This is a genomic window from Bacillota bacterium (genome assembly GCA_040757085.1).
GTDB lineage: Bacteria > Bacillota > Sulfobacillia > JACIYH01 > JACIYH01 > JACIYH01.
Genome location: JBFLXJ010000017.1, coordinates 1 through 12,587 on the forward strand (window position 1 = coordinate 1; position 12,587 = coordinate 12,587).

The window sequence follows — 12,587 nt, forward strand, 5'->3', positions numbered from 1 at the left end:
TGACCATCCCCCGTCGATTCCGGATGGTCTAGGCTTCGAAACATCTGGCCGTCGCCTCCTTCGAGTACCTTTTGGTTTTGAGGCAACGACCTCGCTTCGAGTACTTTTTACGTGAGGCAACGCGGGGGCTTGCGGGCGGATGTACCAGCAGGTACAATTGAGTAAAAGTGTATAACGGGCCTTCGGGGCAAGGTGAGAAGGGCGCCTGCGGCGGGTGACGGTCACCGCCGCGGCCGAGTCCTTCAATTCCTGACCGGCGGTGAAAGCCCGCGAACCACGGCACCCGTGCGTGGCAGACCCGGTGGAATTCCGGAGCCGACAGTACAGTCTGGATGGGAGAAGGCGTGCTTCCCCCGGTAGTTGCGCCCGGCACACCTGGCCGGCGCGTGCGTGGGGGAAGAGGCGGCGACGCCTCGTGTGTGAGCCATAGCCCCGAGCCCCAGCGGCCGGGGTTCAATTTTTGGTACTGCCACCATGCCCCGTGGCCAGAGCCGGGAGAGGGGATGCCTTACGGAGAAGGGGTTAGGGAGCATCGACGAATACTTCATGGCCAGGGCCCTGGAGTTGGCAGAGCGGGCAGCCGGGCGCACCAGTCCCAATCCCATGGTGGGAGCGGTGGTAGTCAAGGACGGTCGCATCGTGGGTGAGGGATACCACGCGGCGGCGGGACAACCCCACGCGGAAGTGGTGGCATTGCGCCAGGCGGGGGCGGCGGCCCGGGGTGCCACCCTCTACGTCACCCTGGAGCCGTGTTGCCACTTCGGGCGTACCCCTCCCTGCACCCGGGAGGTGGTACGCGCCGGCGTGGCGCGGGTGGTGGCGGCCATGCTCGATCCCAACCCGCGGGTGGCGGGGCGCGGCGCAGAGGAGCTGCGGCAGGCGGGAGTGCAGGTCCAGGTGGGTTGCCGGGAGGAGGAAGCCCGTCGCCTGAACGAGGCATTCTGCAAATACATCACCACAGGAGTCCCCTTTGTAACCTACAAGGCCGCCCTCAGCCTGGACGGCAAGGTGGCCACGGCGTGCGGGGACTCCCGCTGGATCAGCGGAGAAGAATCGAGACGCCTGGTGCACCGGCTGCGCGACCGCTGCGACGCCGTGGTGGTGGGGGTTGGGACGGTGCTGGCCGATGATCCTCTGCTTACCGCCCGCATCGAAGGGGGACGGGATCCCGTGCGGGTGGTGGTGGACAGCCGGGGGCGCATCCCCCTCACGGCCCGTCTGCTCCAGTCCGGGTCTCCTGCTCCCACCCTGGTGGCAACCACGGCCGCCATGGACAGGGAAACCAGGTCGGCACTGGAGGCCATGCCGGGGGTAGAGGTGATCGAGTTACCGCCCCGGGAAGGACGGGTGGATCTGGGGCCACTGCTCCGAGCGCTGGGGTTGCGGGGCATCATGTCGGTGCTGCTGGAGGGTGGTCCTACCCTGGCCGCTTCTTTCCTGGCGGAAGGATGGATGGACAAGATCATGTTTTTCCTGGCCCCCTTGCTCATAGGGGGGCAGAGAGCACCTTCTCCTTTGGGAGGGGAAGGTGTGGCCCGCTTGCAGGACGCCTGCCGGTTGCGGGACGTTTCGGTGGAGCGGGTGGGTGAAGACATCCTGGTCACCGCCTACGTGGTCAGAGACGGGGAGACGCCGAACTGTCACTCCGGTAGTGCGAATGCGGCTCGGGAGGAGGAGGCACGAGTTGTTCACCGGGATTGTAGAAGAGGTGGGGCTGGTACGAGCCCGGCGTCAGACGTCGCAGGGCGCGGAGTTGGAGGTATCTTGCCGGCGGGTATGGGAAGACCTCCGGCCCGGTGACAGCGTGGCGGTAAACGGCGTCTGCCTGACGGTGGTGCGGGCAGGGAGTGGCCGGTTCGTCGTACAGGCCATGCCGGAGACCCTGCGGCGCACTAACCTGGAACATTTGGCGCCGGGTGACGGCGTTAATCTGGAGCGGTCGCTCTCCCTGGGCGGGCGATTGGGCGGTCACCTCGTTACCGGTCACGTGGACGCCACCGGGACTGTCGCTTCCCTGCGGCCGGATGGCGACGCGGTGATCATGGACATCGCCACCCCGCCTGAGTTACTGCCCTACCTGGCGCCGCGCGGCTCGGTGGCGGTGGACGGAGTAAGCCTGACCATAGCCGGCACGCGGCGGGACCCGGGCGGGGAGCAGGGACGATTCTGGGTATCGCTGATACCCCATACGCGGGCGGTCACCAACCTGGGCAGGCGGAAGCCCGGGGACGTTGTCAACCTGGAGGTGGACATCCTGGCTCGCTACGTGAAGCACCTGCTTCAGCTGGCCGGGGAGGGGGCCGGGCGGGGGTCGGGAGAAGAGGGGGGCATCAGTGTCGAGCGGCTGCGAGAGGTGGGGTTCCTGTGAGGGACTTTGGCCCGCACGCGTGAGGGAGGGGGCAGGGGACGTGGAGTTTGCCACTGTACCGGAGGTTCTGGAGGAAATCCGCCAGGGCCGCATGGTGATCGTGGTCGACGACGAGAACCGTGAGAACGAGGGCGACCTGGTGATGGCGGCCGAGAAGGTCACGCCCGAGGCCATCAATTTCATGGCCAAATACGGCCGGGGGTTGATATGCCTGCCCATCGTGGGCGAGCGCCTCGATGAATTGCAGATCCCTATCATGGTCCCGGGGTCGGGCGACCACATGGGCACCGCCTTCACGGTCTCCGTGGACTCCCGCCACTGCACCACGGGGATATCGGCCCACGAGCGGGCCATGACGGTCAAGGCCGTGATCGACCCTGCCACCCGCCCCGAGGACCTGGTGAGGCCGGGTCACATCTTCCCCCTGCGCGCCAAGGAAGGGGGCGTGCTGCGCCGGCCCGGCCATACGGAGGCGGCGGTGGACCTGGCCCGCATGGCCGGGCTGTACCCGGCCGGGGTGATCTGCGAGATCATGAACGAGGACGGCACCATGGCCCGCCTCCCCCAACTCAAGGAGTTCGCCCGGCGGCACGGCCTGAAGATCATCACCATCGAAGAGATCATCAAGTACCGCATGCACACCGACCGGCTGGTGAAGCGCATCGCCACCACGGTGCTGCCCACCCGTTACGGCGAGTTCTGGCTTCACGCTTACGAGGACCTGCTCACGGGCAAGTGCCATGTGGCGCTGGTCAAGGGGGAGGTCGGGGGGGACGAGCCCGTGCTGGTGAGGGTGCACTCCGAGTGTCTCACCGGCGATACCTTCGGTTCCCTGCGTTGCGATTGCGGGGAGCAGCTGGACCGGGCCATGCACATGGTGCAGGACGCGGGCCGGGGAGTGGTGCTCTACATGCGCCAGGAGGGACGGGGCATCGGCCTGGCCAACAAGATACGGGCGTATGCTCTCCAGGACGCCGGGCTGGACACGGTGGAAGCCAACCTGAAGCTGGGCTTCCCCCCCGACGCCCGCGACTACGGCACCGGCGCTCAGATCCTGGCCGACCTGGGCGTGCGGCGCATGCTGCTCCTTACCAACAACCCGCGCAAGTACGCGGCGCTGGCGGGATACGGGCTGGAGATCGTCGATCGTGTCCCCATACAGATCAAACCCAACCACGTCAACGCGCGTTACCTGAAAACCAAGCGGGAGAAACTGGGACACCTGCTGGACGGATTGGACGATTAGCAGGGAGTCGGCCGATCAGGAGAAAGGAGTCAGGACAGTGAAGGTATATCAGGGCGAGCTGCTGGGACAGGGTCTGAAGATGGGTATCGTGGTCAGCCGCTTCAACGAGTTCATTTCTTCCAAGCTGCTGGAGGGCGCCCTGGATGCCCTGTCCCGCCACGGGGTGTCCGACGACGATATCACCGTGGCCTGGGTGCCGGGCGGGTTCGAGATCCCGTCCATCGCCCTGCACATGGCCCGCTCCGGCCGTTACGATGCGGTGATATGCCTGGGGGCGATCATCCGTGGTTCCACGCCCCACTTCGAGTACGTGGCCGCCGAGGTGACCAAGGGGGTCGCCAAAGTAGGGCTGGACACGGGCGTCCCCACCATATTCGGCGTAATTACCGCCGACAACCTAGAGCAGGCCATCGAGCGGGCGGGGACCAAGATGGGCAATAAGGGATTCGACGCCGCCCAGGCGGCGATCGAGATGGCAAACCTGCGCCGGCACCTCGCCTGAGAGCCCGACCCGTCTCAGGAGGGCGCAACCGCCGGCGGGACGTCCCCTCGTGACTTGCCTGCCCGCGCATGACGGATCGCGCGGGGGCATACCCATAGGGCGGGCTTGCCCGGGGAGCAAACCCCATGGGGCGCACCTGCACGGGGGGAGGAGCAACGTGGAGGGAGCACCTGCCTGGCATGCCATTCCCGCCGATCAGGTCCTGGGGATGCTGCAGGCGGACGCGGAAAAGGGTCTGACCGAACAGGAAGCCACGCGCAGGCTGGAAAGGGTGGGTCCCAATTCCATCCACAAGAAGAGGCGAACGCCCGCCTGGCGTCTCTTCCTGTCCCAGTTCGACGACTTCATGTCGCTCGTCCTGCTGGGGGCAACGGCCATATCCGGCCTGCTGGGCGAGGTCGCAGACGCCCTCACCATCATAGCCATCGTCATCCTCAATGCCTGGCTGGGGTTCATCCAGGAATACCGGGCGGAGAGGTCGCTGGAAGCACTGCGGGCGCTGAGCGCCCCCACTGCCCGCGTGCTGCGGGACGGGCGGGAGGTGATGGTGCCCGCGCATCTGGTGGTGCCCGGCGACGTTCTGCTTCTGGAGGCCGGAGACCGGGTGGCCGCCGATGGCCGCATCCTGGAGGCATACCGGGCGGAGGCGGAAGAAGCAGCCCTTACCGGCGAATCGGTTCCGGTGCGCAAGGTGGCGGGTGTGCTGCCGGCGGAGCGTGCGCTGGGGGAACGACGGAACCTGGTATACGCGGGAACCACCATCACCCGGGGCCGGGTGAAGGCGGTGGTGGTCAGCACGGGGATGAATACCGAGATGGGTCGCATCGCCGGGCTGATCCACGAGGCGGATGAGGGACTCACCCCCCTGCAGCGTCGCCTGGAGGAACTGGGACGGCGCCTGGTGTGGGGATGCCTGGCCGTGTGCGCCCTGGTGGCCGCCCTGGGGGTAATGCGGGGCGAAGCTCCCTACTTCATGCTCCTCTCCGGGGTGAGCCTGGCGGTGGCGGCCATCCCGGAAGGGTTGCCGGCCGTGGTGACCATCTGCCTGGCCCTGGGGGTACAGCGTATGAGCCGGCGCCGGGCCATCGTCAGGCGCCTGCCGGCCGTGGAGACCCTGGGATGCGCCACGGTCATATGTGCCGACAAGACGGGGACCATCACCCGCAACGAGATGACGGTGCAGTACCTGTGGGTAGCCGGCCAGGAGTGGCGCGTCACCGGCGAAGGATACCAGCTCCGGGGGTCCTTCGAGCCCCCGCCTGGCCCGGGTGTGGGCGGGCAACTCTTGCCGCCGCAGGTGGAAATGGCGCTTCTGGCCGGCGTGCTGTGCAACGATGCCCGCCTGGTGCGCCGGGGCCAGGGGTGCGAGGTGCAGGGGGATCCCACCGAGGCGGCGCTGCTGGTGGCCGCGGCCAAGGCGGGGATGTGGCGGGAAGAACTGGAGCGTGAATGGCCGCGGGTGGGTGAGATCCCCTTTGAACCCGAGCGCAGGTGCATGAGCGTGGTGTGCCGCTCGCGCCCGGGCAAATACGTTGCGTTCGTCAAGGGGGCACCCGATGTGCTCCTGGGGATGTCACGCCGGGCGCTGGGCCCCCGGGGAGCGGGGCCCCTGGATCGCCAGCTTGCCGGTGAGATCGCCGCCCGCAACGAAGGGTACGGCCGCCGCGCCCTGCGCGTGCTGGCTCTGGCTTACCGCGAACTGGATGGCCTGCCTGCGGAAATCACCCCGGAGACCGTGGAGCGGGATCTGGTTTTCCTGGGATTGGCCGCCATGGCCGATCCGCCGCGGCCGGAGGCGCGCCGCGCGGTGGCCACCTGTCACCGGGCGGGCATTGCCACGGTGATGATCACGGGTGATCATGCTGCCACGGCGCGGGCAGTGGCCGAGCGGGTGGGAATGCTGGCACCCGGTGATCGCATACTCACCGGTGCCGAAGTGGAGGCCCTCACCGACGAACGGCTTCACGAACTGGCGCCGTCAGTGAAGGTGTACGCCCGGGCCTCGGCCGCTCACAAGCTGCGCATCGTACGGGCCCTCAAATCCCACGGCCACGTGGTGGCGATGACGGGAGACGGGGTCAACGATGCCCCCGCGCTCAAGGAAGCGAATATCGGGGTGGCCATGGGGCTCACCGGAACCGAGGTGAGCAGGGAAGCATCGGCCATGGTCCTGCAGGACGATAACTTTGCCACCCTGGTGGCAGCGGTGGCCGAGGGGCGGGCGATATACGATAACATCCGCAAGTTCGTGCGCTACCTGCTTTCCTGCAACGTGGGCGAGGTGCTGGTGATGCTGGGCGCCACCCTGGCCCGGCTGCCCATCCCGCTCTTGCCTATCCAGATGCTGTGGGTAAATCCAGACTGGCGGAACCCTGCCACTGAAAACCCTTAATGCCCAGGGAAAGGGCGGGTGCCGCCACAATGTGGAAGTCCACCACCGTTCAAACGAAACCGTTGCCGTCCCGGGACCTCCTGAACAATCCGTTAGCAACCCGTTAGCAGACCAGAAGCCCGCCGGCTGAGTAGGGTGACTTTACACCGCCCCCACGAGTGCATCCGTACGGATATCGGGCGACCCGCCGCCATGATGCGGGATCTGCGGCGAGAGCCGGGCAAGCAGGAGAAGGGGTGCGTCTGGTCGAAAGCTGTCAGCAATGACCAGGAAGGGAGCGTGATGGGCATGGACGATATCCGTCAGGTACGCGCGGCCATGGACGAAAAGAGGCTGGCCGCCCTCGAGACGCTGAGTGCGGTCGTGCGCTGGCTGCGGGAGACAAAGCCTTCGGAAATCTTCTACATAGAAGGTGAAGGCAAGGGGAAGGGCCCCGTGCCGACCATGAGCGAGGAGCACCTGCGGGTGATCTGGCAGCGTTGGGTGGCCAAGGCGTCGGACGTCCTGGAGAAGAGTGCTATCATCCCCGACCTGCTCCTCTCGGACATAGAGCGGTTGTTCAAAGGGGAAGGCCGCGGTGCCGGCCAGGCGGGAACACCTTAAGGCGGCAAAGGTTCTGCTCGGTTATTGCGACCCTCTGGTGCACCGGCTGATGGACCAGGCGCCCGATAGGCTCGGTTTGCGCCACCGTTACGTCACGCACAACGCTGAATACCTGTCAGCGCTGGAGAAGCTACTGGGGAGGGAAGCCCGGCTCGAGGCCACGCTGCATCTCTTGCAGGATTGGCGTGTGGTGGTCGAGGAGGATTATCGCTTCGGAGGACCGCGGTTGCCCGGTGCGAGGCGGCAGGGCGCTTCCGCGGGACCTGGCGGTTAGGGATGGTGCAACGGCTGTGGACCAAATCGTGACACTGGCAGACGTGGTCGAGGCTCGCAATCGCATCCGGACTGAAGTGGTACGCACGCCCCTGGTCAGCCCGGAGGCACTCGGGAAGAGAGTGGGCGTCCGGGTGGCGCTGAAGCTCGAGAACTTCCAGCGTACGGGGGCGTTCAAGTTCCGGGGGGCTCTGAACTGCGTGCTGAAGTTGCTGGATGCTCGCCCGGGCACGGACCTCCGGCTGGTCACGGCGTCAAGCGGCAATCACGCCCTGGGGATATCCCTGGCGGGCAGGATTGCTGGGGCTAAGGTGACGGTGGTCATGCCCGAGGGGGCACCGCTGGTCAAGCAGAAGAAGGCTCGCGAATACGGTGCTGAGGTCCTCCTGCACGGACAGGCGTATGACGACGCCCAGGTTCGCGCCCGCCGGTTGGCGGAGGAGACGGGGGCGGTGTACATCCCCAGTTTCAACCACCCCGACATCATGGCCGGCCAGGGCACGATTGCCCTGGAAGTGCTCGAGGATCTGCCCGAGCCGCAGGTGCTGGTTTTCCCCATCGGGGGCGGGGGACTGGCGGCCGGTGTGGCGGTGGCGTGCAAGGCCCTGGCGCCCCGCACGGTGCTTGTGGGCGTGCAAGCGGAAGGGGCCGCTTCCACCAGGGCGTCCCTGGCACAGGGAAAGCCGGTGGAACTCTCCTCTCTGCATACAGTGGCCGACGGCATCGCCGTGAGGCGCCCGGGAGATCTCACCTTTGCCGTGGTTAAGGAACTGGTGGACGACGTGGTGACGGTCTCCGACGAGGAAATCCTGGGGGCCATGAGGATACTGATCACGGAAGCCTCGCTGGTGCCGGAGCCCGCCGGTGCTGCCGCCGTGGCCGCCCTGCTGGCCGGGAAGGTCGAGATCGGGGAGGGCGGCTGGGCCGTTGCCGTGGTGACGGGCGGGAACGTGGATGCCCGGCTCTTGCACAGGGTTCTGCAAGACTCCGCCGGAGGGTCGGATTCCGCCTCGGGCTGTTAGCAGAGGGACACTGGAGGGTACGGAGGCCCGGTTCAGCCTGCCGCGGCTCAGTGGGTCCGTCGTCGGCAAGCAGGCAGAGCCATGCGCCCGTTGGGAGGAGGGGACGGGCTCCGCCTCGAACTAGCACACGGGGGGCAAGCATGACCCAACAGAGCCCAGAGACTGCGGTAGAGGCCAGCATCAAGTCCGTGGTTGCCTCACTCGACTCCCCCGATGCCCAGGCCAGCACCGATGCCCTCTATTATTCCACGGGTCACCGCATCGGGCAGAAGCTTTCTGTAAACGGGCTCGAGCAAATCGTTAGCCGCCTCAACGAGCTGGGGATGGGTCACCTCGAGCTGGTGAGCCGGCCACCGGGTTCAATCGTGTTTCGCTGGTTTGATTGTCTAACGTGCTCCGGTCTCCCCGACGTGGGTCGCCCCCTCTGCTACCTGGAAGCAGGCATCCTGGCCGGAGCCGTACAACGGGCGTGTGGACAGTGGGTGAGGGTGCGGGAAACCAGGTGCTGGGGGCTTGGGGACAGTTTTTGCGAAATGCGGGTATACCCGAGTGATCCGGCCGACCAGGATACGCCGCCAGTACCCCTGTCCGAAGACCAGCTGCTGGTCACCGTCACCCTGCGTGCAGTGCAGACAGCCAAGTTTTCTCGCCTGAGGTGGCTGGCATGCCCGGGGGCTGCACCCGCTGATTCCCCGCAAGGGGGGGGCCGGCCGGAGTTCCTCGGTGACCTCATCTTCGCGGAGATGCCCATCGCCATGGCCCTGACCGACGACCGGGGCCGAATCGTGAAGGCTAACTCGTCATGGCAAGAGCTGACCCGGTCTTGCTACCGCGGCCCCAAGGCCCTCCTGATCCCGCCCCATCGCATCCAGCGGGTGCTGGAGTCCGGGCAGGCTGAGGTGTGGACGCCCGGCCAGATGGGAACCTGCGATTTCGTGCTTATGGCACTCCCCCTCTTCAGAGACGCCTCACGGGTTGGCGTCCTGCTGCAGGGTTATCGCGTGGATTCAGAACTTACCAGGCTTCTCATCCGGCGGGTCACGGAACTGGAAAGCGAGGCCCGCAAGTATCGGATCGCCCTTGAGCGGACCACGGCGGGATATGGCCGATTCGGTCCCCTGGAAACCACGAGTCCGGTCATGCGGAACGTCCTGCTCCTGGCCCAGCGGGTGTCCCAGACGGATGCCACCATACTGATCACCGGAGAAAGCGGCACGGGCAAGGAGGTGCTGGCGCGCGCCATCCATGATGCAAGCCTTAGAGCTTCCCGGCCGTTCGTCAAGGTGGACTGCACGGCTGTTCCCGAGCAACTGGTCGAGTCCGAACTGTTCGGGTACGAGGAGGGGGCATTCACGGGGGCCCGCAGGGGGGGCAAGCCAGGCAAATTGGAGCTTTCCCAGGGAGGCACCCTGTTCCTGGACGAAATCGGCGACCTTCCCGTCGGGGTGCAGGCCAAGCTGCTCCGGGTGGTGGAAAGCCGGGAGTTCGAACGCCTGGGCGGTACCCGCACCCTGCGGCTCGATGCCCGCATCATAGCGGCCACGAACCGCGACCTGCACGCTATGGTGAAGGCGGGTGCCTTCCGGGCAGACCTCCTCTACCGGCTGGAGGTGGTCAGAATTGCCCTGCCTCCGTTACGGGAACGCCTGGAGGATCTACCGCTTCTGGTAGAAGCACTGCTGGCCCGGCTCAACCGTGCATACGGGAAACACCTGAGCCTGGCCCCGGGGTGCCTCGATCACCTGCGGCGTTACCCCTGGCCGGGCAACGTGCGGGAACTTGAGAACGCCCTCGAGCGCGCCGTAATCGTTTGCCGCGGAGACCAAATTACACCGGATGACTTTCCGTGGGGCATGCTGGAGTCACCGCCGGGGGTCGCGGCCACGGCAGCCCCAAGCACGTATCACTGCTACTCGGAAAAACGCGGCCACTGGGAGCCGGTGGCAGAAACGGAGCGTCAGGTAATCCTGCGTGCTCTGGCCGCGTGCGGCGGTAACAAGACCAGGGCCGCACGCATGCTGGGGATTTCCCGCCAGGCCCTCCACGCCAAAATGCACAGGCTGGGCCTGTGCTCCCCTCAACGTCCGCGCTGACGGCTCCGACGTCCCGGACGGGGGGAGGGGGTTCGCCGTGTCAAGAGTTTTTGACATGTTAAGCTAACAAGACACCCTGTTGTTATACACGGGATGGTACGGGCGACCTGGAGGGCTCGAATGCCGAGCTCCCCGTTGCATTTGCCGCTGCCAGCAGTACGGATTATTGATGGCACGGTTCTTGCACAAGCCGCGCGGCAAAACCGCGAAGGGAGGCAAACTACCGTGCCGGACAAGAGCCGTGACCCGGCCGCGCTCGTCCTGCTTAAGAAGGCCGAGCGGGAAGGAATCGAGGTGGCCTGGGACCGCTACCGCCTCCAGCAACCCCAGTGCGGGTTCGGGCTCCTCGGGGTGTGCTGCCGCAATTGCAACATGGGCCCCTGCCGGGTGGACCCCTTCGGAGAGGGCCCCCAGAAAGGGGTCTGCGGGGCAGACGGAGACACCATGGTGGCCCGTAACCTGCTGCGGGCGATAGCCGCTGGCGCTGCTGCCCACTCCGACCACGGGCGGGACGTAGCGGAAACGTTACTTGGCGCTGCAACCGGAAAGGCCCCCGACTACCGGATCAGGGACGAGGCCAAGCTCCGCCGGCTAGCAGCCGAGTTTGGAATAAAACCTGACGGCGAGACGCCGGCGGGGCTCGCCCGGGAGGTGGCCGAGCAGGCCCTGGATGAGTTTGGCACCCGCAAGGGGTTCCTCCACCTGATCAACCGCGCCCCCGCAAAGCGCCGGGCCCTGTGGGATAAACTGGGCATCACGCCGCGCGGCATCGACCGGGAAGTGGTTGAGGCCATGCACCGCACCCACATGGGGGTAGACAACGATCCGGCCAGCCTGATCCTGCACGGGCTGCGCGTTGGTCTCTCGGATGGCTGGGGCGGATCCATACTGGCCACCGAGCTCTCGGACATACTCTTCGGAACCCCCGTGCCGGTACGCGGCCGCGCTAACCTGGGCGTGCTGAAGGAAGACGCCGTCAACATCGTGGTCCACGGGCACGAACCCATCCTGTCCGAGATGATTGTCCAGGCCGCCCAGGACCCGGAGCTGGTCCAGTACGCCCGTTCCCTGGGTGCCAGTGGCATCAACCTGGCGGGCATGTGCTGCACGGGAAACGAGATCCTGATGCGTCACGGGGTGCCGGCGGCAGGCAACTTCCTGCAGCAGGAACTGGCCATCGTCACCGGAGCCGTGGAAGCCATGGTGGTGGACGTCCAGTGCATCATGCCGTCCTTGCCCCAGGTGGCATCGTGCTACCACACGAAGATCATTTCCACCTCGCCCAAGGCGCGCTTCCCGGGCGCGCTCCACATCCCCTTCTCAGAAGAGCACGCCCTGGCCACCGCTGCCCGCATCGTCAAAGAGGCGGTGGACAATTTTCCCAACCGCAAGGAAGACCGCTTGCTGATCCCCCACGAAGCCACCGACTATGTGGCTGGCTTCAGTACCGAGGCCATCCTGGCCGCCCTGGGAGGCACCTTGAATCCCCTGCTGGACATCATCAAGGCCGGGACGATCAAGGGCATCGTCGCCCTGGTGGGTTGCAATAATCCCCGCGTGCCGCAGGACGTGGGCCACGTGACCATAGCCCGGAAGCTCATCGCCGAGGACGTGCTGGTGGTGGAGACCGGCTGCGCCGCCATCGCCAGCGCCAAAGCGGGGTTGCTGCTGCCCGAGGCGGCCGAGCTGGCCGGAAAAGGTCTGGCAGGGGTGTGTCGGGCGCTGGGTATCCCGCCCGTGCTGCACATGGGCTCCTGCGTGGATATCAGCCGCATTCTCACCGTGGCGGCTGCCATCGCCAACGCCTTGGGAGTGGACATCAGCGACCTGCCCGTGGCCGGGGTAGCCCCGGAGTGGATGTCCGAGAAGGCGGTGAGCATCGGGGCATATGTGGTGGCTTCCGGTGTATTCACCGTGCTGGGTACCGTGCCGCCCGTGCTGGGTAGCCGCGCCGTCACCGACATCCTCACCCGTGCCGCCCAGAACCTGGTGGGGGCTTGTTTCGCCGTGGAAGAGGACCCGGTCAAGGCTGCCGACCTGATCCTGGCCCACATCGCATCGCAGCGTGCCCGCCTGGGCATCTAGCCG

General features: G+C 66.4%; 10 protein-coding genes and 1 riboswitch. All 10 genes read left to right on the forward strand.

The genetic code is table 11. The features are described 5' to 3' along the window. Positions 1–178: 178 nt before the first annotated feature. Positions 179–344, forward strand: a riboswitch (FMN riboswitch). 130 nt (positions 345–474) lie between these two features. The 10 genes from ribD to cooS all read left to right on the forward strand — a co-directional run bounded on the left by ribD (position 475) and on the right by cooS (position 12,584). Beyond that, entirely contained in the window at positions 475–1,800 is a 1,326-nt protein-coding gene (gene ribD / locus AB1446_05145) for a bifunctional diaminohydroxyphosphoribosylaminopyrimidine deaminase/5-amino-6-(5-phosphoribosylamino)uracil reductase RibD (protein ID MEW6546288.1), read from the forward strand. Continuing rightward, on the forward strand, positions 1,709–2,368 hold the full coding sequence (locus AB1446_05150; GenBank protein MEW6546289.1) for a riboflavin synthase: 660 nt from the start codon (positions 1,709–1,711) through the stop codon (positions 2,366–2,368). Before ribD ends, AB1446_05150 begins: the two co-directional genes overlap by 92 nt. A 40-nt stretch (positions 2,369–2,408) precedes the next feature. Beyond that, positions 2,409–3,614, forward strand: a complete 1,206-nt coding sequence (locus tag AB1446_05155; GenBank protein ID MEW6546290.1) for a bifunctional 3,4-dihydroxy-2-butanone-4-phosphate synthase/GTP cyclohydrolase II — start codon at positions 2,409–2,411, stop codon at positions 3,612–3,614. A gap of 37 nt (positions 3,615–3,651) precedes the next feature. Further along, positions 3,652–4,116 (forward strand): 6,7-dimethyl-8-ribityllumazine synthase, encoded by a 465-nt coding sequence (ribE, locus tag AB1446_05160; protein ID MEW6546291.1) that lies wholly within the window; start codon positions 3,652–3,654, stop codon positions 4,114–4,116. Between the two features lie 157 nt (positions 4,117–4,273). Continuing rightward, complete coding sequence (locus AB1446_05165) at positions 4,274–6,508, forward strand: HAD-IC family P-type ATPase (protein ID MEW6546292.1); 2,235 nt, start codon at positions 4,274–4,276, stop codon at positions 6,506–6,508. 282 nt (positions 6,509–6,790) lie between these two features. After that, entirely contained in the window at positions 6,791–7,111 is a 321-nt protein-coding gene (locus tag AB1446_05170; GenBank protein ID MEW6546293.1) for a hypothetical protein, read from the forward strand. After that, positions 7,086–7,385 carry a hypothetical protein gene (locus AB1446_05175; GenBank protein ID MEW6546294.1) on the forward strand — a complete coding sequence of 100 codons (300 nt, stop codon included), beginning with the start codon at positions 7,086–7,088 and terminating at the stop codon, positions 7,383–7,385. The genes AB1446_05170 and AB1446_05175 overlap by 26 nt, the downstream gene beginning before the upstream one ends. 28 nt (positions 7,386–7,413) lie before the next feature. After that, positions 7,414–8,406, forward strand: a complete 993-nt coding sequence (locus AB1446_05180) for a threonine/serine dehydratase (protein MEW6546295.1) — start codon at positions 7,414–7,416, stop codon at positions 8,404–8,406. 140 nt (positions 8,407–8,546) lie between these two features. Continuing rightward, complete coding sequence (locus tag AB1446_05185) at positions 8,547–10,499, forward strand: sigma 54-interacting transcriptional regulator (protein ID MEW6546296.1); 1,953 nt, start codon at positions 8,547–8,549, stop codon at positions 10,497–10,499. A gap of 225 nt (positions 10,500–10,724) precedes the next feature. Next, entirely contained in the window at positions 10,725–12,584 is a 1,860-nt protein-coding gene (gene cooS / locus AB1446_05190) for an anaerobic carbon-monoxide dehydrogenase catalytic subunit (GenBank protein ID MEW6546297.1), read from the forward strand. The last annotated feature ends 3 nt before the right edge of the window (positions 12,585–12,587 follow it).